The following is a 23,156-nucleotide window of genomic DNA, read 5'->3' as shown; positions in this document are numbered from 1 at the left end:
CTTATTTATGTCTGAATTTTTATTTTAGTGATTCCACCAGTTCTTTTGTTTTGCTGTATATATCATCACTTTTGATGATGGAAGAGCCAATTAGCAATGCATCCGCTCCAGAGTTAATTAATTGTTTAACATCCTCTTGAGAATCTATCCCGCTCTCACTTATTACGATATGATTGGTGTTGTTTTCTATGTCATATTGTTTTATAATTGGAGCAAGGTCGTATGTTGTTTGCAGGTCAATTTCAAATGTGTTGAGATTGCGGTTGTTGATTCCGATTATTTTTGCAGAGGTCTGGAGGGCTTTTTCAAGTTCGTTTCTGTCATGTACTTCCACAAGAGGTTGTATCCCTTTTGATTGCGCTGTGGATACAAAATTTTCCAGCTGGTTTCCAAGAACTGAAGCAATTAAAAGTATAAGATCGGTTTGTTGTTCATCCATCTGAGTTTCATCGATTATGAAATCCTTGCGGAGTACTGGAAGTGTTGATTCATTTCTTACATAGTCCAGATTGTCAATTGAGCCGTGAAAGTAGTCCGGTTCTGTCAATACAGAAATTGCAGCAGCACCGGCTTTTTCCATTTCCTTTGCAATTGATGCCGCGTCTGGCGGTGATATCTCCCGATAAAATGTGCTTGGTGATGCAGGTTTAATTTCGGCGATAACCGGAACTTTGTAATATTTTTTCGTTTCATTGATGATTGTTTCTATGTTTCGAATATCGGTTTTGTCTATTCCAGAATACGAGTTATTTTTTTTCAAATCATCAACCCGTTTTTTAGTAGAATCTATGATATTTCCAATTATATGATGCACCATAACCCTCTGTACATTTTAGTTCTTTTATGTATATAAATGTACATAATGATAAATTTATCGGGATAACATCTTTGCACAAAAAGTTAGATTTTTGGATAAAAAAGTTAAGGCATCCTGTCAAGGATATCTTTGTATTGTCTGGTGTCTTTATAGAATTCAGTTGTTTCATCCAGAAATTTTGAAGCGATTCTACCTTTATCTGTGATTGTATAACCGCCCCATTTGACCTTGTTAACAAGCCCTTCAAGCTGGAAAACTGTTTTCATTTTACTGCCGATACTACCTCTATCAGCAAAAAGGTCAGTGTAACTTCTTATCTCTGAAAAACTTGTAACGTTACCATCATTTTTTTTTAACACTTTTAGAATAACACGATATTGAAGGTCGCCGGGTCCCTGATTGATTCCAAGGGACTGATAAAAACTGGCAACCTCTTTTTCAAATTCAACATCAATTTCTTCTGACATTGTAGCCCCCATAGTCTATAAATAAAATCTTTCCTTCAATATTTAAGAATAATCGTTTACTCTGATTTTTTTCTGATATGAATCAGGGGGGAAGTAAGCAAGGAATGTCAGTACAATACCAACTACTATAAATATTCTGGCTGATAATTGCATGGTTTCTGTAAGGGTCAATACATCCAGCATCATAAAATCAAACACTAATGACATTCCGACTAGTGGAAGTGTTTTTTTGTAATGTGTACTTCTTGGTAACTTTTGCAGTAATAGCAGTAGCAATAAACCCAATATCATTGAAGTGGGGATTATAAAAAGGGCTATGATATACATATAAATGGTTAGGTCACCACTTACGCTAATGATTGAGCTATGGTCTGTTGCACCTAGATTCCCTGCATTTATTGAGTGGAAATAGTTCAAATACAGTATACTAAATATTGCAAAAACAGATGATATAATGGAACTAATATTTTTATCACCGATTATTACATAGGTTATAAAAAATACTAATGGGACAGAAACGAATGCAAATGAAACTGAACCAAGGTTTAACATCGCAGTGTTTAAATATTGATGTTGCAAATATTCTGCAAATATACCTATTGATATAGTCAGATAGGTTACTCCAATGAGAAACCAAAGGGATATAAGAGACCATAAAGATGGTTTGTTGTTTTGCTTTAGTTTATTTTTACCCAGGACCCATGCCAGAGTAAATGATGATACCGTTATTGCTAAACATATGAGTATATTTAAAATGATTTCTGAATTCATTTTAATCAATTCTTTCTAATTAATTTATGTAATTTATATTTTTTTAATTTGAATAAAAAATTGCGGTTAGATGTTTGACATTTCAAACCAATTAATTTTTATATCAGAAAAACTTTAGACTTTATTATAAGTCTAAATATATTTAGACATATAAATCCAAATAAACTACGGAGGAATGTATAAAAATGGAAAAACTGAAAGACCTATTCATGAAAGATGATCAGGGTCAGGTAGGAATCGGGACCCTGATTATTTTCATCGCAATGGTTCTTGTAGCAGCTGTCGCAGCCGCAGTACTGATTCAGACATCAGGCAACCTGCAGCAGAGAGCCCAGTCCACAGGTCAGGAAGCAACCGCTGAAGTCTCTTCAAACCTTGATATCAAGACAATTGAAGGTATAAGAGCTGATTCGGGGGATAACAACCTAACACCATACATCGACTACCTAAAAATCCGCACAGGTATAAGTGCTGGTGCACAAGCCATGGACTTGAGTCAACTTGTTATAACCATCAGCGATTCGAATGAAAGAAATGTTCTGAAATATTACGGTAATGATACATATGAACCAGATGGTTATGATATAATAAACAACAATAATTCAACAGAACAATATTCAATGTCTGCTACAAGGGACGAAGATGGTAGTTTTTCAAAATCTAATCCTGTTATGAATCGCGGGGATTTAGTAGAAATAAATGTATCAACGATAACAAGTGATTCTCTCGATTATAATAATATCGATGATATTGATATTTCCACTGTAAACAGCTCTAATACAACTGAGTCTGGGTTGGAACTTGATACAAGGACTACTGTATCTATATCCATGACACCAGAAGCAGGTACAACTAAACAGTTGGATTTCATGACACCTCCTTCCTATGGTGTTGATAAAAGGATTCAACTATATCCCTGAGATTTAAAAAAGGTTAATAGCCTTTTTAATTTATTTTTTTAATTATTTGTTTAACGTTTGACATTTCAAACCACATTATTTTTATATTAAAAAAACATTAAATAAAATTTGTAGATCCAAATAAAATATTGGATTTTATCTAACATAAGGAATAATCTACGGAGGAATGTATAAAAATGGAAAAACTGAAAAATCTATTCATGAAAGATGAACAGGGTCAGGTTGGAATAGGCACCCTGATTATCTTTATTGCAATGGTACTTGTAGCAGCCGTTGCAGCCGCAGTACTGATTCAGACATCAGGCAACCTGCAGCAGAGAGCACAGTCCACAGGTCAGGAAGCAACTGCCGAAGTATCTTCAAATATGGATATCAAGGCGATTGAAGGTATAAGAGCTAATAACACAAGTGGTTTATCAAACACAATAGATTATCTCAAGATTCGTACAGGAGTAAGTGCTGGTGCAACTGCCATGGATTTGAGTCAGCTCATAATAACAATTAGTGATTCAGATGAAAGGAATGTTTTGGAGCATAATGAATCAGGATTAAATGGTTCCAATACTATGAATTACTCAAAGGAACACTTTTCGCTCAATTCTATAAGAGATGAAGATAATAGTTTCTCAAAAACCAATCCTGTTATGAACAGGGGAGACCTTGTAACATTAAACGTTTCAACACTTACAGAAACAACAGCAAAAGCCTCTTATATGGTTAATGGTATGTCCGTGCCCAATAATCCAGTAGATTCTGAATTGAAACTTGATACAAGGACTTCAGTATCCATTACACTGACACCAGAGTCTGGAACATCCAAACAGATCGATTTCATGACACCACCATCCTATGGTGTTGACAAGAGAATCTCTCTGTACCCCTGAAATGAAATAAAGATTTAAAAAGAATGTGGATTGTCCAATCCACATTTCACATTTTTTTCCAGTGATACCATGAAAAAACGAATCTTTACAGTATTTATTATTCTCTTATTCACTTGCATGATGTTTAATTCATCAGCAGATGCAGTATATACAAACGATATTGATATCAAAGCGGATAACATCAATTTCATAATCAACGAATCATATACCGGTGACAATGCATTAAACATCCGGAAAGGTCTGGATATTAACAACGACAGCAGTATAAATAGTTCTGAAGTTGACAAATTCAAAGAAAACTATACCGAATCCAGAAAAACAGAATATCCAGAATACATATCCATCGATGATGGCAACGTTTCCATTGAAATGGAATCCTTGGACATGGAATTTGAAAATGCAGTGGGGACTATAAATAAAGAAGAATTACGGGTTATGACTGAAATCAAATTCACAATTCCTTCTGAAATTTCTGAAGGTTATCACAAAATCTGGATACAGGGTCATCCTTCAATAAAAAATATGGAAATAACACTTCCTGAAGATGTAAATCTTAATACTATTGATGGTCTTGACAATATTAAAAATTCAACTGAAAACGGGAGAACAGTTGTTGAAGGTAAAAGTATTACACAGAGGTCAAACGTTGGCAACACCACACAATTTGGTTATGCTACAAGTTTAAATATTTACAAGAAACCTTTCTATGAAAAAATGTCCTTTATAATCTCTTTATTTGTTTTATTATTGGTGTTGATTGCTTCTGCATCCTATATGATTCAAAGAAACAGAGAATAAACCGTTGACATCATCAGGAGGCTTTATATGAAAAAATGGGTTTTCATACTAACAATTTTTTTCATATTGGCCTCTATCTGTTTATCTGGCTGTTCTGAAAATAAACAGGTAAAACCAGTAAATGAGACGATTCTAAGTTTTCTGGATAAAGTGAACAAAACCGATTTTAAAAACGCTCATTCTTTTTATGAGGGGGGTAAATATCCCTATCCAGAAGTTATGAAACAAATATTTCGTGATGAAGGTTTTGTAAAAGACGGGATAGCTAATATAAATCTAAAAGACCAGACTGTAAACAGCGATAAAGCAGTAATTACTGCACACTGTAGAATAACAGAATTTAATTTGAACCGCAATAGGATCAACCCGTCTGAAAAGGATTTTCATTTTAAACTTGAAAAGAAAAATAATCGATGGATAATAACCAATTTATCATTTAATAAACCGTATTATCTATCCGAAAACAAATCAGAAAACGTAGCTGCCAGTGTTTCAGATACAGATGATGAAGAGCCAAATTATGTTTTGTATATCTTAATCATCTTTTCAGTTATAGGGGTTTTGGTTTATACTAAAAATAAAGGTTCGGATTCTTCAGAAGTAAATGATGTTGACCTTTCTGACACCCATCCATTACAAAAAGAAACACTTGCAAAATTTGTGAAATTTGTACCCTCAACTCAAAATAAAGTCGGCAAAAAATCAAAAATTGATGTATGGGTGAAAAATCCATCCAAAAAACCTTATAATAATTTTAAAGTTGTAGCTGTATATTGTAATACATTAAAAGTTAAAAACCCAACCTTAGATTTTGGAACAATTGCCCCTGGTCAAACCGTAAAACAAACATGGGAGGTTATTCCTGAAGCCTCTGGAATAGTTTCTATAAACAAACCAACGGTTGTTTTTGAAAATATGGGTGAGAAATATTCTGGAAGATTTGAACCTGTATGGATACGTGTCCAGTAAATATAGTTTGGTTAGGTTGCATGTCAATGTGTACACATAAAAATAAAAATTTCGATGGGGAAGATAGCATAATCGATGGTTCCAAAAATAAAAAAGAACTGAACCAGATACTTATGGATAATTTCAAAGACTATGGATATTATGGATATTGTTCAGTTAATATAGATGATGAAAAATCAGTCTGTACAAATGTTCCAGAACCCAACGATTTAAAATCGGAGTTAAATAACATTAATCAAAACAGTGAAACCAAAAATCCAACTGATGTTAGTACTGAGTTAAATCAGAATAATCCCAATCTTGCAGTTTTGTATTATGAGGATCATTCATCTCATGCATGTAGCAATTTGAAAATTCCTGATTTTGAAAAACCTGAAAGGTTAATTGACGCTTTTCAGTATCTTAAAGACAACAAGATATTCAACGATGACCGGTGTAATCTGGTAACTGATATTGATAAAGCCTTAGAAAAAGACCTGTTGAAAATACACACTAAATCCTATGTATCTTTTATAAAAAACTATTCTAAAAAAGGAGGAGGTTTCCTTGGGGACAGTACCTATGTAACTAAAGATACCTATGATGTAGCAAAAATGTCAGCAGGTGCTGCAATCCGTTCTGCAGAACTTGTTATTGATAATAATTATTCGTACTCTTTTGCCCTCCTGCGTCCACCAGGACATCATGCCGGTAAATCGAGGTATGGTGGATTTTGTATTTTCAACAATGCAGCCATACTTGCAAGATATCTCCAGCAAAAAAAAGGGATAGAGAAAGTAATGATTGTAGACTGGGATGCACACGCAGGTAACGGTACAATGGATATATTCTACGATGACCCTGATGTAATAACCTTATCCATACATCGCTCTCCTCATGATTTCTATCCCCGTACAGGTTTTATGTCACAGATAGGAGAAGGTGCAGGAGAAGGGTATAACATCAATATTGAAATGCCGGTGGGGTCTGAAAATGTTGAATACAAACTTGCTTTTGATGAAGTGATAATCCCTTTGATAAAACGTCATTCTCCGGATTTTTTGATTTGCTGTTGTGGTTTTGATGGTTATTATCAGGAAAAAACTGTACAGATGAATTTGACTTCAAAGGGTTACTATCAGATGATAAGAAGTATCAAATCCGTATTTCCGGAAAATTTTGTAATTCTTATGGAAGGTGGATATCACAAACACAACGGCAAATTATGTCACAGTGTCATTAATGCCCTGCTTGACAGACCCAATCCTATACATGATGATTTAAAGTATTCAAAATATGAAAGTCAACTTCACAAGAAAGTTTACAACAAGGCGTTTGAAAACATATTCAAAATAAAAGAAATGTTTTCATTATCCAGTATAAACGACCAGAGCAAAGCCGATAATTTATAACTAATTTGAACTACCCGTATAAAAAAACAGATATGACTACTATGATAGATCTTGCAAAGTCCAATAATGGAATGGTATACTGTATACTGGAATATCCTTCAGAACTTGATAAACTAAATATTGGACATTTTACCTATTTTAAAAAACACCTTGGGATGTCTGATTATTCTAAAAATTTTAAAAGCTGGATTAATCGCCAAAATGTGGTATTTATAACCACTTTACTTAAAAACACGGTAGTTGGCTGGACAATGGCTGAAAAGTGGAGCCATACATCCACTAACAGTAAACCTGTCTATGTACTGCGAGGCATAGAGATTTCATCATCAAAAAAAGGAAACGGTTATGGTAAAATTTTGCTGGACATACTGTCCCTGGTACTACCGGGTCATATAATAACAAAACCTGTTAACAATAGTGCTAAAAACTTCTTTTTATCCTTGAATTTCAAATATCCGGAAGAAAACAGTCCTATTAATCTTGCAAATCATCCAGGATATCTGATATTACCACATGAGGATAAAAACAATTTATACAATGAAAATGTGGATTTTTTGATGGATACAATAACAAAATGCAGAGATAAATTTTATTCTAAAATTTTAACCAGGAATTTAGAAAATTGTTCAGAGAAGCTTATCCAATCAGAGTTTTCAATGTATTCTCAGAACCAAGATTATTCTGAGTCGCGTAAATTAATGTCTCCATGTATATGCGGTGAATTCAGTGCAAAAGAATGTATAAGTTCGGATGGCAAAGATGGTGTTTCTATAATATGTTCTAACTGTGGTAGGGAACGATATTTTCTTCCCAAGTTCAAGGGTGATAACTTATGATTGTCAAGATAGAAAATCCAAATTCTTTCAATATTCTCAGTGATAAATATTTGTTTGGTTATACCCAGAAATTCAGTTAAATAACAGAAGATTTTTAAGTGTTAACAGATATACAGGATTAAAAATATATTTAGTTTTATATCAGCTGGTGTGATTATGGCTCAAGAACAGGGTATTGCAAAGGTAGATTTGCATTATATTACTAATGCGGTGATGATGGGAAATTCCCTGTATTCCAACAACTGGGAAAAGGGCGTGATGTATTTAACCAATATCAATCTCTGGTTTTCAGTAGGAAACGGCTGGGAAACAATACCTTTAAAAAATATTACTATGATTGGCAGGGAACCTACCAGTTCTATCAAAACAAAAGCACAGAGAGCGACAGGTGCTTCAGATGTTTTAATAATTGATTATGTAAAAGAATCGCATCTGGTCGAGGGAACCAATGTTTCTTCGACTGCACTGTTGGCAGGTAATGAATCTATCATAAACACATTGAAAAATTACCTGCAGCCGATGTGTGGTAGTTCCCAGAAATCTCAGTCGTTATCTGATATTGATAAAAAATTGCTGTATCTCCTCTATACAGGAGTCACCGATTTCCAGAAATTGGGATTCCTCATTGGAGTTGATGCTGACACCTTAACAAACAGCTTCAAGAACTTAAAAGACCAGCAATTATGCGATAATGGCGGAGCACTTACCAATACAGGATTGAAAAAGCTTCAGGAGATCATGTAATCAATGTTATGAACTTAAAGGGGTATTTGTATATGTCTGATGATTTACCACCATTTATGAATGATGAATCCCAGAGTCCGCCACCAATTGATGGTGGGGGCAGTTTTGCAGAATCAATGGGTGCATTCGGCAAGATGTTAAAGATACAGGAAAAAATTAGTGACCAATTTCCAAAGTCTAAAGTACCGTGGAGTGAAACGCGTAAGTTTCTGAAGGCTCATGATATAAATTCAATAAAATCCACCCCATTGTACAAGTTCCACATGAACCTGTTTAAAAAAATTGGACTGGGTGATATGCAACTGGTATCCTATGCACCTATGCATTATATATTTGCAGTTCCCAATTGTCCGGTTTGCAGTCTGTATCCGGCACTTGAAAACCAGAAAGTCTGTGTAGCCACTTCGGATGCTTTGCACCGGTTTTTTACTGAAGACCTTGAATTGGAATGCACTGTCGAGGAAATCGAATGTGTAAAGGATGGGGATAAACTCTGTAAATTCAAGGTTGACCTGCAACCAATATCAGCATATCAGATAATGCTTGACAGTTATGATAAAAGAATATTACATGGTGAACGTCCATCAGAACTTGATGAAGCGGATATACAGCAAAGAATTGATACACTTACTGTATACAAATTAATTGAAAACGGTAATCTCACAGATATTGGTGATGCCTATCTACAATATGCTGGTAATGTAGATGTAGAAGAAAAAGAGTTTGAGCCACCTTGGAAAAAGGAAGAAGAACTTGCCGAAATCGCGTCAAAGAAAAAGACCTTTGGGGCTGCATTTGGTGAAATGGCACAAAAAGTCCAAAATGAAAGTGATACTCAACAGTCTCAGTCTCAGTCCCAGTCTCAATCATCTGACACACAAACACAGGATAATGAAAGTGACAAATCCAAAGAAGCTAAAGAAGAATCCAAGGATACCCAGAGTTTTGCTGAGCTCTTTGAAAAAATGAAGAAAAAACAAAAGTAAAAACGGAGATGGCTTATGACTCAAAATATATCTGATGATTTTTGTGAATCACTTACAAATTTTTTAGGTAATTATATCCGTGTAATAACAGATAATGCACATTACAGGGGATATTGTGAAAAAGTGGACTACAGCTATACTAATATATTATTAAAAGATGCAGTACAAAAGACAGTTAACGGCTGGAAACACATTAGTAATCTGGTAATGATAAGGGGCGAATCCATCGAGTCCATCTATATTGAGAAGGCTTATCCTTTTGATGACGATGAAGACCTTATTCTTTCGATTGAAAAAGGCGAAGTTGTTCACGAATCTGATTCAGAAAGCTAAAAGTTTTGGTGACAAATATGGATGAAGACAGAATACCCACAGGGATTGCAGGTCTTGACAGGGTAATAGAAGGAGGATTGCGTGACAACACAACACTGCTTGTAGTGGGATCAAGTGGAACAGGTAAATCAACTTTTGCAATGCAGTACATCATGTATGGTCTGGAAAATGGTGAAAATGCTTTATATGTAAGCCTGGAAGAACCACCTGAACAGATTCTTGAAGAAGCCGAAAAACTCGGTTTTGATATGAAAAAATACCATGAAAGAGAACTGTTCTTCTTCCATACAAAAGGAGAAGATTTTAAACAACTGGTAGAAGAACAGTTGCCTGCATTGGTGGAGGCGAATAAAGATTATTCGGTTAGGACAAGAGTTGTTATCGACCCTTTGACACCATTAATCTGGTCTATCAGTGATAAAAAGGAACAACGTGAGCTTATAACCAAGCTTTTTTATACTCTCAAACAACTGGGAGCAGTTCTTGTAACCACTGAAGAACATTCAGCACCCGGGGAAACTATAGGTGAAGATGTATTAATCCCTGTTTATTTATCAGACGGTGCAGTTCATTTAACTTACAGACCTATAGGAGGAGCATTTAATCGTTCACTGGAAATCATCAAAATGCGTGCAACAAGGCACGGAGAAGAAGTGTACCCCTATATATTCGTTCGCGGAATTGGTGTAGTTGCAAAGACAACCCCTGTAGTCTCTCCAGAAGACGCGAATAAATACGACGGCATGTTTGATAAAGCTATTAAGACTGCCTCTGACCTTGGTGCATCGGAGATGTTTCTTGATAAAATACGTTATGTGAAAAAACACTGGTCATATTCATTCTCTCCCAAAGAAACACTCCAAATGCTGTTTGAGACCTATGGTTTGACACAAGCAATCAAAAAAGATGATGTATCAGGTTCGGAAAATGTTGATAAAGATAACACATCTTCCAGTCAAAGTGAACAATCCAGTAACGAATCATCACAGCAGACAACAGAATCCTTTGATAAATCAGATGAGGAAAATAAGGGTGGAGAGGGCGACACTGTTGAAATAGAAGACCTTAGTGAACTGGAAGAATTAGCCGGATAATCATCGAGTGTGGTAGATGTGGTAAAAAAGGTAAAAGAAGAACTTGAGGACGTATCCCTCTTAAAATTCGCACTGGAATCCCAGCTTAAAAGGATGTATCAGATAAGTGATGTGGATGTAGTACTTTTTGCAGGTGTAGATGGAAAAATCTATGCTTCTTATATACCCGAGGATTTAGGCTCAAGAATATTTGAATTTACCAATGTTATAAACAACAATCTCCGACATATAAGCCAGCAACTTGAAATCGGTCTTTTACAATCAATAGTTGAATATCAGTTTGGAACTGTTATATTTTCATCAGTTGGGAGGGGTGCGCTTTTAATTTCTCTTTTTACCCAGAAGGTAAACCTTACAGAAAATATGGAAATAATCGATACAACAAGGGAAGTAATGCTTCATATATTTGAGCAGAGACCGATGACATCTGATCAATTGTCCCAGTATTCAGAAGATGTTGCAAATGAACTACGAGCCCTGTCAAAACGGGTATTTGATGAGATGTATACACAATCTTCTGAATATAAGAAGAATATGGAGATCCTTGATGATATCAAATCCAAGATAAGCAGTGTGATGGGTCGGGGGGAAGTAGACCAGGTTCTTACTATGGCGTTTAATGAAATTGCATCATCTCCCAAATGGATGACTGAAAATGAGTGGATACTGCTTGTAGAAATGGTGATAGAAGACCAGATACGTCCCCTTCATGGGGATTATGTTGCAGATATGTGTAAAAATGAATGGCTACCTGATATAAAACGTAAACTGGAGGCATTTGTTTTATAACCTTTATTGGATGGTGAAACTTTGGATACTGGAAATGATATAAAACTGGTTCCTGCCAGGTCATCTGCATATAATGAAACAAAAAATGTGGACTCATCAGGTAACCCTGAAACACAATCCCAAAAGAATGTTACCGAGTATATGGACAGGTCTGACAAAAAAGAACTGGAAAATGAAATATCAGACCTGAAATCCAGACTTGAAAATCTGCAACAATATGTTGATGAACGTACAGACTCTAACAGCCAAACGATATCACAATTAAAAGATGATGTTAAAACTAAAACTAATTATGATGATTTCAATCAATTAAACTATAGTTTTAACAGTTTTTCAAAACGTCTTAAAAGGATTGCCAAAGAAGAAGATGCATTAAACAAAAAAGGAGTGGATCCAGGAAAAATCCCTCCAGATGTACTTGAGATTACCTACGCAAAAACATTAAATGACCTACTGTCTGCTATGCTTGATGTCTACGGGAAACATGAAGTATCCAATATAGTAAATTCTGCGATAGGAGAAGTCAGGGAATCAAGCCCGGGTGTGGATTTTTTCAGGTTTGAAAACAACAGGTTTATGGTAAAAAAACTCTCAGAGGCTGTTGAATCAAAACTGGTATCAAGAAAGCAGATACATGGAACGTATGTTGAACTTTACAATAAACTATCTGTGTATGTCCCAAGTTATGAAGGTCGGGATTTCAGGTCTTTTGTGGAGACCGGTAGCCTTGAATATGCAGTTGATAAGGTAACAATTCATGAAACAAAATTAAACGAGTTGAATGATTCACTGATAGATCTCAAAGATAAAACATCAAACCTTTCCAGAGACCTGGAATCTATAAACGAAATACAAAATAAACAATCAGAAAGTATTGATAACAACTCTGAAAACATATCCGCAATCAATAACCAGATTGAAGAAATGACCAATGCTATAAATCTGCATACCCGTGCTATCAAAACATTGAATAAAAGACTTGCAGATATTCAAAATTCACCAGATAATGATACGGAAACTTATGAAACGGATTTGGAAAGCAGATTGGATGCAAAAGCAGAAAGAAATGATCTCATGGAAATGGATGAAAAAATCCAGAATATGAACAATGATTTAACATCGTTTAAACAAGAAATACTGGAATCACTTGAAAATATACAATCCGTGCTTGAGAATAAAGTTGATGATGACAAATTAACAAAAATTGAGGATGAACTCTCGTCCATAAAAACCCAGATATCAAATATTCAGGATACATCCATACAACCAGATATCAATAATACTGATGGTGAATTAGACAACGATGATTTAACTGTTTTTGAAACGCTTAAAAATATGGAAACAGCTACCTTTAAACAGTTGGAAAAACAGTCGGATTCCGACGGCAATACAATATCTAAAAATTTGTCTGAAATTCTTGATAAACTGGAAAACCAATCCCATATATATTCTCAGAAGAAGGGTAGATACAAACGCTATTTTATAAATACATAACGTATCTTTTATGGACGGTTTCAAAATTTTATACAGGACGGGTAATGTAGTATATGCAGTTCCCGAATCCAGTAATAGTATTGATAAACTTAAAATAAATGTGGATGTCAATGGATTTAATTATTTTCGCAACAGATTTGCTACACCCTACCGTTTCTTCTTGAAATCATCGATTGATTCAGGCCATATTATTGTGGTAGCGTTTTCAATTCCAAATGTTTTGGTTGGCTTTACAAGATTTGAATATACTAATCAGTGTTGTTTATTAAGAAGTATTGAAATCAATTCATCATATAGGCAGAAAGGCATTGGAAAAACGCTTCTGTCAGCTGCATTGCAATATCTTCTGGGTTCATGTATAGTAACTAAACCTGATAACGAAAGAGCACAGAATTTTTTCAAAAAACTTGGGTTTATAAGAGCAAACCATCTTTCCGGTTTTGAAAAAGATTTTGATAAATATCTCGTTCTACCTTCTCCTAAAGCTGTGAATTTATTTGGGGAAGTGGCAAAAACGTATCCAAGGATAGTATTTCCAGAACTGATTAAGCTATATGAAGATCTTCAATTCAGGTTGTCCAGAGGTAAGCCGGTAAATAGTGATAGTCTGGACGAATTAAAAAAACTGCTTGATGAATATGGCAGTTTACTGGATAAAAATAATCTTGCAAGAATGAATCATCTTCTTTCTGACATAAAGAAAGCAGATAATACTTAAAAGCAAAAAACAATTAATTTGATATAGCCTTAATCAGATAATATTTTTGGATTCTTAAGGAGTGATTTGTGTGGTTAAAGTAACATTGCTTTATGCGAAATGGTGTCACGTCTGTCCTTCAGCAATTAAACTCTGGGAAGACCTGCACTCGAAATATGATTTTGAATATAAAGAACTTGATGTGGATTCTGAAGAGGGACAGGATGTAATATCCGAGCATGGAATACGCGGGGTTCCTGCAACAATTGTAGATGGTGAAGTTGCTTTTATTGGAGTGCCTGATAAAGATAAAGCAATTAAAGCGATTACTTGAGGTGTTGTTTTATGAATGATTTGATTATTATCGGAGGGGGTCCTGCAGGGATTGCAGCCGGAATTTATGCTGTCAGATACGGTCTTGATACTTATTTGCTGGAAAGAACGGCAATTGGAGGGCAGATATCATCCTCACAGGAGGTAGAAAATTATCCGGGATTTTCATCTATTAACGGAATGGAATTGATGAACACCTTTAAAGCACATGCTGAAAGCATAGGTGTTCCGATTGAAAATAAGGGTGTTACCGGTGTTAGACCCGAAGACGATAAAATAGTATTATCCACTGATGAAAATGTAGATATTGAGGCAAAAGCAGTAATTATTGCAACAGGAGCAAAACCCCGCAAACTGGGAATACCCGGAGAAGACACTTATTATGGCAGAGGAGTATCCTACTGTGCAACATGCGATGCCCCGTTTTATAAGGAACGTGATGTGATTGTTGTAGGCGGGGGTAATACTGCGATATCGGATGCGTTGATTTTATCCAATGTAGCAAACAAGGTTTATCAGGTACACAGAAGAGATGAATTAAGAGCCTCAAAGGTTCTGGAAGACAGGGCACGTTCAAGAGACAATATAGAGTTTTTATGGGACACAGTTCTTGAGGAAGTAAAAGGCAACAATTTTGTTGAATCAGCATTGCTTAGAGATTTAAACACTAATGAATTAAGTGAAATATCAATCGATGGTGTTTTTATATACGTGGGAATTGACCCCAACACAGATCTTATAGATGTAGAAAAAGATGAATCTGGATTTATCATTACCAATGAATTCATGGAAACCTCTGTTGAGGGTATTTATGCTGCGGGAGACTGTCGAAAAAGTCCTTTATGGCAGGTTATTACTGCTGCAAGTGATGGTGCGATCGCAGCTGCAAAAGCTTATGAATACATCAGGAACAAAGGATGATGATTTTAAGCGAAAATCTATTATTGTTTTAAATCATTTATTTATATAAGGTAGGTAAAATGGGTGACATAAAAATCACTGAAAATTCCAGTCCAGACGACCTTGAATCACTGGCTGTAGCTATGCATACGTTGATAGGAATTCCTATAACCATCCGCAGTAAAAACAAAAACGGAATACGCATGGAAAGAGGGGAAGTAGTAGATAGAGATTATACAGGTCCTATACTGGAACAGGTAATTAAAACAGATAAAACAATAAGGGACGTCCCTCAGGAAGGTGTGTATAAAGGCAGACCAGTTGTAGTAACACCACTGCATTCAAGTGACGGAAATCTTGTGGCTGCACTTGGTATTGTTGACCTTGTTGCAGCGCTTGATATATTGTCCCTTTTCAGTACATATCCAGGTATTATTGATGAAGTTGAAGAGGCAAAAAACCGACTTGATGAATAATCTGAATAAACTTTATAAATATATATAAAACATGATTTATTCAGCATTAAGGTATGCATAAATAAACAGTAGCAAATTTTTAAATATTTTGATAAACGATTGTATAATAATACATGTATCTGACCCAGAAGAACCATCTCCGTGCAGATAAGCAAACTTATGAGACCTTGAAGAGATTGACCAGACTGTCCAAGAACCTGTACAATTATACATTGTACACTATTAGGCAGTATTTCTTTGCTAATGGAAAATATCTGAAGCGCGAATCAGCTTATCACATGGTTAAAGAGAACGATAACTACAAGCTTCTGCCTTCACAGGCTGCTCAGAATACTATAGAAACTGTAGATAGGAGTATGAAATCGTTCTTCAAACTTCTGGATAAAAAGAAGAAAAGAGATTATGAAAAGCCGGTTTCCCTACCAAAATATCTGGATAAAGACGGCAACTTCATCTGTACATTCAAGAAAGATCAACTGAAGGTTATCGACGATAAAATCAGATTATCTTTGGGTTTAGATTATTACAGAACTTATGGAACCAAGTACCTGTATTTCAAGATACCTAACAACATAATAGGTCAATACATCAATCAGGTCAGGATTGTACCGTAATACAAGGGGAGATGTTCGAGATAGAATTTGTCTATCATGAAGACGGAGAGATTGCTGAACTGGATTACAATAGCCATCTATCGATAGACCTTGGAGTAGACAATTTTGCAACCTGCGTAACGACCAGTGGGACTGCCTTCATACTGGACAGTAGGGGTATCAAATCTTACAACCGCTGATGGAATAAGGAGAAGAGCAGGTTGCAGTCAGTCTACGATAAACAGAATGTTGATGATGGCTTGAAGATGAACCAGTTCTCAAGGAAAAGATTCTGGAAGATAAATGATTTCATGAACCAGTGTGTTAATCACATTGTTAAACACTGTCTGGAAAATCGGATTGGTAATATTGTGATTGGAGAGATGAAAGAGATAAAACAGGAGCAGAATATCGGCAAAGAAAACACCCAGAACTTCCAGACGATATCGTTTGCTAGATTTAAACAGAAATTAGCTTCAAAATGTGAATACCATGGTATTAAGTATCACGAAGTAGATGAGGCTTATACCAGCAAGGTTGATGCACTGGCACTTGAACCTATCAGAAAACATAAAAAATATCTTGGTAAGAGATTGAAACGAGGAATCTTCCAGTCGTCAACATGTAGACTGATTAATGCCGATATCAACGGTGCATTGAACATCTTGAGAAAGGTAACCGGTGATTCCCTCTCAGGGATAATCGATAGTGGGAACGTGAACTCCCCAGGAAGAATAAGGTTTTTCGGCAACACATGTCGGTAAAGCAAACTTCTTCTGAAGCCTCTGAGTCTTTAACTCAGCGGTAGTTCACTTCTTTTTCCCCAAGAAATAATACAGGATAGCGCCTATTATTCCCAGTACCAGAACTATTATAATCCAGAAAACTTTCATAATACTGCTCAATGACTTGTTTTGGGTTAAAACGTCATATATCACCCAGACAATTGATGCTAAAACTATTATACTCCAGATAGTAGCAAATATATCAACCATATATTATCACCACTTAACCCCCATATTACAAAAAAGATTGTCCATCATATTATTTAAAATAATCCTATCAGAATATTGAATCGGGTTACCATCACCGAAAAGTATCTTTAATGATGAATACCACTTGAATTTGATGATATATGATGTAATGAAATTTTTCAAAAACCTGGATAACAAAGACATACGAATACTGACAGGTATTGAAGTAGGGATGAAACACTATAAATGGGTGCCCTTAGAAGAAATTGTCAAGTACACAAAAATTCCATCCGATGAACTTTTTTACAGGCTGGATAATCTTGTTAAAGAGGATGTTGTGATAGGTACAAGGACTCCCTATGAAGGATATCACATATATTTTAACGGTTATGATACACTTGCACTCAATGCTCTGGTTAAAAGAGGTTCTATAAGTGCAATAGGGGATGAAATTGGATATGGTAAAGAATCGGTTGTTCATGAAGGGATAAAAGAACCTGAACTTGCGATAGAAGAACCGATCAGTGTGGTTATCAAATTCCATAGGGAAGGAATAAGTAGTTTCAAAAGTGTTAAAAGGATACGTGACCATCTGGTTGACAGAGAACATTATTCATGGGTTTATGCGTCTCGTCTTTCTGCAAGACGGGAATATGAAGTGTTAACAAACCTGTATCCTGATGTATCAGTACCTGAACCGGTCGACCAGAATAGAAATGCTGTTGTAATGCATTTTGCAAAAGGCAGTGAACTTACAAAGACCAAACTTCTTGAACCTGACTGGTTTTTTAATGAAATAATACAGCAGATAAAAAATTCCTATTCATTGGGAATTATACATGCAGATTTGAGTGAGTACAATATATTTGTTCATCCAGAAGGAGTAGAGATAATCGACTGGCCTCAATATATAACTCCAGAACACCCTCATGCTGCTGAACTTTTAAAAAGGGATGTCTCCAATGTGTTGACTTATTTCAACCGAAAATATAAGGTTAATAGAGACCTATATAATATTATAGAATATATCAAAAATGGGTAATTGATATAAATTTATACATCACAGAAAAATAAAAAAATAGTTATTATGGAAAATAATATTGATGCAGTAACAATATACGGTATTGATATAGCGAAAGGTTCTCCTAAATCGAAAGAAGTACCAAAATATTCTGTTGCTGTGCTAAAAGATGGTGAAATCACCCATTATACGATGGTTCATAGACATAAAATCCTGAGGATGGTTCACAAAGACCGTCCTGATATCATAGCTCTTGACAATGTTTTTGAACTTGCAGAAAATAAAAAAAATCTTATACAATTCCTTGAACGCCTGCCAAAAAAAGTTAGGCTTGTGCAGGTTACCGGTGGTATACATCCTAAATCTCTTGTCAGACTTGCCAACGAAAATAATCTAAAACTTAATCAGTTCAACCCTAATGATGAAGCAGAGGTCTGTGCACGTCTTGCAGCAATGGGTGTGGGGTCTGAAGTATCCCTTTTTGAAAATATTACTAAAATAAAAGTAAGCCGTGCAAGGTCACTTGGGAGGGGTGGATGGAGTCAAAATCGCTATCATAGAAAAGTTCACGGTGCGGTTAAAGAAAAATGCAGAGATATAGATACCACATTAAAAAATTTCTCCAACGAAGAAGGGTATACCTATGATTCCAAAATAACAAAAGGTTATGGTGGATATGTAAGGTGTGAGTTTACAGTTTATGCAAGACGTGATGAAGTACCTGTGCGTTCAGGTGTTGGGGGAGATGTGCAGGTGAAGGTAAAAGGTGTTGAGCGGGATAAAATAAAGTATATACCCTTGGATAAGCATGATGAACAGAAAAGGAAATACACCATCGTTGGGATTGATCCGGGAACAACTGTAGGTATAGCGGTTCTGTCACTGGATGCAGAACTTTTATATCTGAAAAGTTTTCGGGGTATATCTCATGATGAGGTTGTAAAACTGGTATCAGAATATGGTAAACCTGTCATCATAGCAACAGATGTAATACCCACTCCTAATTCTGTAGAAAAAATACGCCGCAGTTTCAAGGCGATAGAAGGTAGACCTGACACAAGGCTCTCATCAGAAGAGAAAATCACATTATCTAAACCCTATGGGTATTCCAATGACCATGAACGTGATGCACTTGCAGCAGCTCTTTATAGTTACAGGAATTACAAAAATGTGTTTTCCAAAGTCGAGAAAAGGTCACCGTATGATGTTGATAAAGACCATGTAAAATTATATGTTATGCACGGTGACACGATAGAGGATGCTATCGAAAAGGTTAAAACACCCAAAAAAGAGGAAGAATCTAAAAGGGAACTGGTTAAAAAACAGTATGTTGAGGAGGAAAAACCTGATGATTACCAGAAACTGGTTGAAACTATCAACCGCCAGAAATCACAAATTAAACATATGCAGGACTATATCGACCAGCTAAAAAAGGATAAAAAGAAGAAGGATAAAAAGATCTCTAGTCTTGAGTTTAAAATTGATAATCTGATGAGTGAAAGGAATAAAGAGATAAAGAAAGAAAAAGAGATAAAGATTCGTGATAATAAAATATCAAAGCTTAAATCCGAACTCAAAAATAAGAATAAATCCCTTAAAAAATTAAAATCACAGATTAACAAACTCAAACAAATACGCAAGATGGAGATTAAAGGGGAAGGTATACCTGTTAAAATTGTAAATTCATTTACAAAAGATGATATATCAAAAACAAAACAACTATATGGACTTAAACCGGGAGATATTGTTTATCTGGAAGATGCAAGTGGTGGGGGAGCATCAACAGCATCAATGTTGATTAATGCCGGTATTAAAGCGGTTATAGTATCTGATGACCTGTCTCATGCGGCATTTGAGGCATTTTTTGAAAACAACATCCCGATTTTAAAAGAAGTATCCATCCAAAGAGCTGATGATTTTGCAATAGTTGACCCAGAAGAACTTGAATCCGCAATTTCCAGATGGAATGAATTTGCTAAAGAAAAATACATGGAAGAAAAAGAAAAAGAGTTTGTAAACCTTGTTAATGAATACAGGAGCGAACGTCGCAGAGGTTTAATATAAACTCCTTTTTTATAGTAACAGAGGCACTGTTCAGTTAAGAAATAAATAGGGGATTCATCCCCTTATTTATGAGGGGATGAAAATGAACTTAGAAACATTATTAGATTTGATACCGGTAGATATTAAATCTTTTGTGGAAAGGAAAAGAAGAGATGTAAAAGCCATAGCATTATCCATACTTCTGTACCAGCAGGGATTAAGTTTGAGGAAAACGTCAGAACTACTATCGTATCTGGCTGAACCGATAAGCTACAGAGGAGTACATTACTGGGTACAGAAGTTCGGATGGTGTCTACAGCCTTATGATGGTGAATTACCAGACACCATTGTAGTGGATGAAACTAAAGTACAGCTTGGCAGTGAGTACTGGTTCCTATATGCGGCTATAAACCCCGATTCTAAAAAGATAGTGTATGCCAGAATCTATCCCACAAGGAACTACCTGACTACAAAGTCTTTCTTTAAGGATTTGAAAAAAATGTACGCACAACTGCCCCAGATGGTAGTTGTGGATGGTGGACCATGGTACAAAGCTCTGGAAAGACTCGGTGTCAAGAGGGTTGTAATATCCGGTGATTTCAGGAATTATATCGAAAGATGGTACAAAGAGTTTAAAAGAAGAATCAAGGTGTTCGATAAATACTTCCCACATAAAGAGGGTTCGTTCAGCATATCAATAATTGGATCGATATGTACATCGCGTATCATAATTATATCAGAAAACATCAATCCCTAAATCTATATACGCCTTATCAATGGGAAATATGCATTAACTGAACAGTACCAGTAACAGAAGGTAGAAAACCCCGATGTCTTCAGCATCGCATCAAACCGCAGATTTAATGCGAGTTTCATTTCTTCAAAATGAAACACGGGGATAAATACCGTCTAATACATAACGTAACGTTTAAATAAAATATTTACAAAATATATAGTAAAATGTATCTCACCCAGAAAAACCATGTTAAAGCGGATAAACAGAAGTATGAAGTCCTGAAAAGGATTACTAAATTGTCTAAAAACCTGTACAATTTTACTCTGTACACTACAAGACAATACTATTTTGAAAATGGAAAGTACATTAATCACGAATCCGCTTACCACTTGGTAAAAGATAATGAGAATTACAAAATGCTGCCTTCACAGGTCGCACAGCAGACCATGAAAGTGGTAGACAGAAACATGAAATCGTTTTTCAGGGTTCTGGGCGAGAGAAAAAGAGGTAACTACAACCGACCTGTAAAGATGCCTGAATACCTACCCAAAGACTCTAAATTTGTATGTATATTCCCAAAAGATATGTTCAAAATCGATGGTAACGACATCAGGTTATCTATGGGTAAAAATTTCTATAAAAACTATGGTGTGAGATACCTGTACTTCAAGTTACCTGAAAACATAATCGGTAAACATATAAAAGAAATACGGATAATCCCGAAGTACAACGGACAATGGTTTGAGATAGAGTATGTTTACAGAGATAATGGTAATGGTGAAAAAGTCGATTTAGACTACAATAAACATCTATCTATTGATTTAGGAGTAAACAATTTTGCAACCAGTGTAGATACCAATGGGACTGCCTTCATCATAGAAGGCAGGGGTTTGAAATCATATAACCGTTGGTGGAACAAAGTCAAAAGTGGGTTGCAGTCTGTATATGATAAACAGGGTATAAAATCAGGTCAAAAACTGAACTGGTTGTTCGAGAAAAGGAAGAACAAACTCAACGATTTCATGAATCAGAGTGTTAATTATATCATAAAACATTGTATAGATAATAACATCGGCAACATCATAATCGGAGAACTGAAAGACATAAAACAGAACTCCAATATGGGTAAAAAGAATAACCAGACCTTTCAAACTATACCCTTTGGCAAATTCAAACAGAAACTTCGGTCTAAATGTGAGTACTACGGTATCAAGCATATAGAAGTTGATGAGGCATATACCAGTAAAACCGATGCTCTTGCATTAGAACCCATTGAAAAACACCAAAAATACATGGGTAAAAGAGTAAAAAGAGGATTGTTCCAGTCTTCTACTGGTAAATTACTAAACGCCGATGTCAATGGAGCATTGAACATATTAAGAAAAGTAGTCGGTGATTCTCTCATAGAGATAACCGATAGTGGATGTGTGAACCATCCAAGAAGGATAAGGTTCTTCGGAGTAAACTCCTTCTGAAGCCACTTGGTCTTTAGCCAAGTGGTAGTTCACTATCTGTCAAAGAATATGCTTCTTCCTTTAATGCTCAGGGGTATTCCATATACCATATCGGCATCGATTAAACCAGAATTTTTCGCAGCTGAACCAATAGTATACATAATCCTGTTGTCTATACACAAATCTTTGGCTTTGGCTGTGGCAGCACCTACAGCAATCCCGAGGTCGACATATTTTATGGAACATCTCGGACCTTCAAAATCATTACCATTGGTACCTTCTTTTAAATACTGCAGCATCTCTGCACATGTGCTGAATCCACAGGCTCCACAGTCAAGGTCGAGACCTCTCGAGGATTTCAACCCGATAAGTACAATAGCATCTGAATCTCTAACATTTTGTGCGTCTCTTTTAAAGAAGCTGAATTTTTCATCTCTTGTATCTGCAATCTCTTCCATAGATAGAGCAAGTTTTTCAACATCTGTATTATCAAGTACAGCGGTTACTATGTCGTCCTGACCTTTTGCTTTCGGAGCTGTTCTTGCTGCTGTTAAAATTTCTCTGGCGAATACATCTATGCTTTCAGATTCTGGCTCTAATTTCATGTTTTATCATTGATATTTGCTGTTTTAAAGG

The 23,156-nt window shown here is 35.7% G+C and carries 25 protein-coding genes and 1 pseudogene; 21 read left to right on the top strand and 5 right to left on the bottom strand.

Features of this window, described 5'->3' with window-relative positions; all coding sequences use genetic code 11:
* Positions 1-19: 19 nt before the first annotated feature.
* The 3 genes from METEV_RS03590 to METEV_RS12295 all read right to left on the bottom strand — a co-directional run bounded on the left by METEV_RS03590 (position 20) and on the right by METEV_RS12295 (position 1,611).
* On the bottom strand, positions 20-817 hold the full coding sequence (locus METEV_RS03590; RefSeq protein ID WP_332258441.1) for an indole-3-glycerol-phosphate synthase: 798 nt from the start codon (positions 815-817) through the stop codon (positions 20-22).
* 104 nt (positions 818-921) lie between these two features.
* Entirely contained in the window at positions 922-1,284 is a 363-nt protein-coding gene (locus METEV_RS03585; RefSeq protein WP_013194196.1) for a hypothetical protein, read from the bottom strand.
* A 42-nt stretch (positions 1,285-1,326) separates the two neighbouring features.
* Positions 1,327-1,611 carry a hypothetical protein gene (locus METEV_RS12295; RefSeq protein ID WP_157197278.1) on the bottom strand — a complete coding sequence of 95 codons (285 nt, stop codon included), beginning with the start codon at positions 1,609-1,611 and terminating at the stop codon, positions 1,327-1,329.
* A gap of 629 nt (positions 1,612-2,240) precedes the next feature.
* Here METEV_RS12295 and METEV_RS03575 point away from each other — a divergent pair.
* The 17 genes and pseudogenes from METEV_RS03575 to METEV_RS03495 all read left to right on the top strand — a co-directional run bounded on the left by METEV_RS03575 (position 2,241) and on the right by METEV_RS03495 (position 17,056).
* Positions 2,241-2,975: an archaellin/type IV pilin N-terminal domain-containing protein gene (locus tag METEV_RS03575; protein ID WP_013194194.1), complete on the top strand. Its 735-nt coding sequence runs from the start codon at positions 2,241-2,243 to the stop codon at positions 2,973-2,975.
* Positions 2,976-3,151: 176 nt separating this feature from the next.
* Positions 3,152-3,859, top strand: coding sequence for an archaellin/type IV pilin N-terminal domain-containing protein (locus METEV_RS03570; RefSeq protein WP_013194193.1), 708 nt, complete (start codon positions 3,152-3,154; stop codon positions 3,857-3,859).
* A gap of 117 nt (positions 3,860-3,976) precedes the next feature.
* On the top strand, positions 3,977-4,657 hold the full coding sequence (locus METEV_RS03565) for a hypothetical protein (protein ID WP_049890936.1): 681 nt from the start codon (positions 3,977-3,979) through the stop codon (positions 4,655-4,657).
* A 27-nt stretch (positions 4,658-4,684) separates the two neighbouring features.
* The gene (locus METEV_RS03560; RefSeq protein ID WP_013194191.1) at positions 4,685-5,626 is read left to right on the top strand and encodes a hypothetical protein; all 942 of its coding nucleotides are present in this window, start codon (positions 4,685-4,687) and stop codon (positions 5,624-5,626) included.
* 20 nt (positions 5,627-5,646) lie between these two features.
* A complete protein-coding gene (locus tag METEV_RS03555; RefSeq protein ID WP_198008155.1) occupies positions 5,647-7,017 on the top strand; it encodes a histone deacetylase family protein in 1,371 nt (456 codons plus the stop codon).
* 41 nt (positions 7,018-7,058) lie between these two features.
* Positions 7,059-7,853: a GNAT family N-acetyltransferase gene (locus METEV_RS03550; protein ID WP_049890933.1), complete on the top strand. Its 795-nt coding sequence runs from the start codon at positions 7,059-7,061 to the stop codon at positions 7,851-7,853.
* A 156-nt stretch (positions 7,854-8,009) separates the two neighbouring features.
* Positions 8,010-8,597, top strand: coding sequence for a hypothetical protein (locus METEV_RS03545; RefSeq protein WP_049890931.1), 588 nt, complete (start codon positions 8,010-8,012; stop codon positions 8,595-8,597).
* A gap of 32 nt (positions 8,598-8,629) precedes the next feature.
* Entirely contained in the window at positions 8,630-9,583 is a 954-nt protein-coding gene (locus METEV_RS03540) for a V4R domain-containing protein (protein ID WP_013194187.1), read from the top strand.
* A gap of 15 nt (positions 9,584-9,598) precedes the next feature.
* A complete protein-coding gene (locus METEV_RS03535; protein WP_013194186.1) occupies positions 9,599-9,916 on the top strand; it encodes an LSm family protein in 318 nt (105 codons plus the stop codon).
* A 17-nt stretch (positions 9,917-9,933) separates the two neighbouring features.
* Positions 9,934-11,010, top strand: coding sequence for an RAD55 family ATPase (locus tag METEV_RS03530; RefSeq protein WP_013194185.1), 1,077 nt, complete (start codon positions 9,934-9,936; stop codon positions 11,008-11,010).
* 18 nt (positions 11,011-11,028) lie between these two features.
* Complete coding sequence (locus METEV_RS03525) at positions 11,029-11,799, top strand: roadblock/LC7 domain-containing protein (protein WP_013194184.1); 771 nt, start codon at positions 11,029-11,031, stop codon at positions 11,797-11,799.
* Between the two features lie 6 nt (positions 11,800-11,805).
* On the top strand, positions 11,806-13,293 hold the full coding sequence (locus tag METEV_RS03520) for a coiled-coil domain-containing protein (protein WP_049890929.1): 1,488 nt from the start codon (positions 11,806-11,808) through the stop codon (positions 13,291-13,293).
* Between the two features lie 10 nt (positions 13,294-13,303).
* Positions 13,304-14,011 (top strand): GNAT family N-acetyltransferase, encoded by a 708-nt coding sequence (locus METEV_RS03515; protein WP_013194182.1) that lies wholly within the window; start codon positions 13,304-13,306, stop codon positions 14,009-14,011.
* Positions 14,012-14,081: 70 nt separating this feature from the next.
* A complete protein-coding gene (locus METEV_RS03510) occupies positions 14,082-14,324 on the top strand; it encodes a glutaredoxin family protein (RefSeq protein WP_013194181.1) in 243 nt (80 codons plus the stop codon).
* 11 nt (positions 14,325-14,335) lie between these two features.
* Entirely contained in the window at positions 14,336-15,244 is a 909-nt protein-coding gene (trxB, locus tag METEV_RS03505) for a thioredoxin-disulfide reductase (protein WP_013194180.1), read from the top strand.
* Positions 15,245-15,303: 59 nt separating this feature from the next.
* Positions 15,304-15,699, top strand: coding sequence for a DUF2111 domain-containing protein (locus tag METEV_RS03500; protein ID WP_013194179.1), 396 nt, complete (start codon positions 15,304-15,306; stop codon positions 15,697-15,699).
* A gap of 113 nt (positions 15,700-15,812) precedes the next feature.
* Positions 15,813-17,056, top strand: a pseudogene (locus METEV_RS03495) (RNA-guided endonuclease InsQ/TnpB family protein).
* Positions 17,057-17,101: 45 nt separating this feature from the next.
* On the opposite strand, the gene METEV_RS03490 reads toward METEV_RS03495, so the two are convergent.
* Positions 17,102-17,287, bottom strand: coding sequence for a PLDc N-terminal domain-containing protein (locus METEV_RS03490; protein ID WP_049890927.1), 186 nt, complete (start codon positions 17,285-17,287; stop codon positions 17,102-17,104).
* 133 nt (positions 17,288-17,420) lie between these two features.
* Between METEV_RS03490 and METEV_RS12290 the strand changes: the two genes are divergently transcribed.
* The 4 genes from METEV_RS12290 to METEV_RS03470 all read left to right on the top strand — a co-directional run bounded on the left by METEV_RS12290 (position 17,421) and on the right by METEV_RS03470 (position 22,541).
* On the top strand, positions 17,421-18,308 hold the full coding sequence (locus tag METEV_RS12290; protein ID WP_013194178.1) for a serine/threonine-protein kinase RIO2: 888 nt from the start codon (positions 17,421-17,423) through the stop codon (positions 18,306-18,308).
* A gap of 45 nt (positions 18,309-18,353) precedes the next feature.
* Positions 18,354-20,351, top strand: coding sequence for a DUF460 domain-containing protein (locus tag METEV_RS03480; protein ID WP_013194177.1), 1,998 nt, complete (start codon positions 18,354-18,356; stop codon positions 20,349-20,351).
* 82 nt (positions 20,352-20,433) lie between these two features.
* The gene (locus tag METEV_RS03475; protein ID WP_013194176.1) at positions 20,434-21,087 is read left to right on the top strand and encodes a DDE-type integrase/transposase/recombinase; all 654 of its coding nucleotides are present in this window, start codon (positions 20,434-20,436) and stop codon (positions 21,085-21,087) included.
* A gap of 203 nt (positions 21,088-21,290) precedes the next feature.
* Entirely contained in the window at positions 21,291-22,541 is a 1,251-nt protein-coding gene (locus tag METEV_RS03470; RefSeq protein ID WP_013194175.1) for an RNA-guided endonuclease InsQ/TnpB family protein, read from the top strand.
* Positions 22,542-22,573: 32 nt separating this feature from the next.
* Here METEV_RS03470 and METEV_RS03465 read toward each other — a convergent pair whose 3' ends face one another.
* Positions 22,574-23,125 (bottom strand): ferredoxin domain-containing protein, encoded by a 552-nt coding sequence (locus tag METEV_RS03465; protein WP_013194174.1) that lies wholly within the window; start codon positions 23,123-23,125, stop codon positions 22,574-22,576.
* Positions 23,126-23,156 lie beyond the last annotated feature (31 nt).

This window comes from Methanohalobium evestigatum Z-7303 (assembly GCF_000196655.1).
GTDB classification, from domain to species: domain Archaea; phylum Halobacteriota; class Methanosarcinia; order Methanosarcinales; family Methanosarcinaceae; genus Methanohalobium; species Methanohalobium evestigatum.
The sequence above is the reverse complement of the archived record's forward strand: the minus strand, read 5'-3'. Positions and strand labels throughout refer to the sequence as shown.

What these genes read in the sequence shown, in the direction of transcription:
- METEV_RS03585 (WP_013194196.1), bottom strand. Translation starts at nt 1,284, where the DNA reads ATGTCAGAAGAAATTGATGTTGAATTTGAAAAAGAGGTTGCCAGTTTT.
- METEV_RS03540 (WP_013194187.1), top strand. Translation starts at nt 8,630, where the DNA reads ATGTCTGATGATTTACCACCATTTATGAATGATGAATCCCAGAGTCCG.
- METEV_RS03475 (WP_013194176.1), top strand. Translation starts at nt 20,434, where the DNA reads ATGAACTTAGAAACATTATTAGATTTGATACCGGTAGATATTAAATCT.
- METEV_RS03590 (WP_332258441.1), bottom strand. Translation starts at nt 817, where the DNA reads ATGGTGCATCATATAATTGGAAATATCATAGATTCTACTAAAAAACGG.
- METEV_RS03515 (WP_013194182.1), top strand. Translation starts at nt 13,304, where the DNA reads ATGGACGGTTTCAAAATTTTATACAGGACGGGTAATGTAGTATATGCA.
- METEV_RS03465 (WP_013194174.1), bottom strand. Translation starts at nt 23,125, where the DNA reads ATGAAATTAGAGCCAGAATCTGAAAGCATAGATGTATTCGCCAGAGAA.
- METEV_RS12290 (WP_013194178.1), top strand. Translation starts at nt 17,421, where the DNA reads ATGATATATGATGTAATGAAATTTTTCAAAAACCTGGATAACAAAGAC.
- METEV_RS03470 (WP_013194175.1), top strand. Translation starts at nt 21,291, where the DNA reads ATGTATCTCACCCAGAAAAACCATGTTAAAGCGGATAAACAGAAGTAT.
- METEV_RS03560 (WP_013194191.1), top strand. Translation starts at nt 4,685, where the DNA reads ATGAAAAAATGGGTTTTCATACTAACAATTTTTTTCATATTGGCCTCT.
- METEV_RS03490 (WP_049890927.1), bottom strand. Translation starts at nt 17,287, where the DNA reads ATGGTTGATATATTTGCTACTATCTGGAGTATAATAGTTTTAGCATCA.
- METEV_RS12295 (WP_157197278.1), bottom strand. Translation starts at nt 1,611, where the DNA reads ATGTATATCATAGCCCTTTTTATAATCCCCACTTCAATGATATTGGGT.
- METEV_RS03535 (WP_013194186.1), top strand. Translation starts at nt 9,599, where the DNA reads ATGACTCAAAATATATCTGATGATTTTTGTGAATCACTTACAAATTTT.
- METEV_RS03575 (WP_013194194.1), top strand. Translation starts at nt 2,241, where the DNA reads ATGGAAAAACTGAAAGACCTATTCATGAAAGATGATCAGGGTCAGGTA.
- METEV_RS03550 (WP_049890933.1), top strand. Translation starts at nt 7,059, where the DNA reads ATGATAGATCTTGCAAAGTCCAATAATGGAATGGTATACTGTATACTG.
- METEV_RS03545 (WP_049890931.1), top strand. Translation starts at nt 8,010, where the DNA reads ATGGCTCAAGAACAGGGTATTGCAAAGGTAGATTTGCATTATATTACT.
- METEV_RS03570 (WP_013194193.1), top strand. Translation starts at nt 3,152, where the DNA reads ATGGAAAAACTGAAAAATCTATTCATGAAAGATGAACAGGGTCAGGTT.
- METEV_RS03565 (WP_049890936.1), top strand. Translation starts at nt 3,977, where the DNA reads ATGATGTTTAATTCATCAGCAGATGCAGTATATACAAACGATATTGAT.
- METEV_RS03530 (WP_013194185.1), top strand. Translation starts at nt 9,934, where the DNA reads ATGGATGAAGACAGAATACCCACAGGGATTGCAGGTCTTGACAGGGTA.
- METEV_RS03555 (WP_198008155.1), top strand. Translation starts at nt 5,647, where the DNA reads ATGTCAATGTGTACACATAAAAATAAAAATTTCGATGGGGAAGATAGC.
- METEV_RS03480 (WP_013194177.1), top strand. Translation starts at nt 18,354, where the DNA reads ATGGAAAATAATATTGATGCAGTAACAATATACGGTATTGATATAGCG.
- METEV_RS03500 (WP_013194179.1), top strand. Translation starts at nt 15,304, where the DNA reads ATGGGTGACATAAAAATCACTGAAAATTCCAGTCCAGACGACCTTGAA.
- trxB (WP_013194180.1), top strand. Translation starts at nt 14,336, where the DNA reads ATGAATGATTTGATTATTATCGGAGGGGGTCCTGCAGGGATTGCAGCC.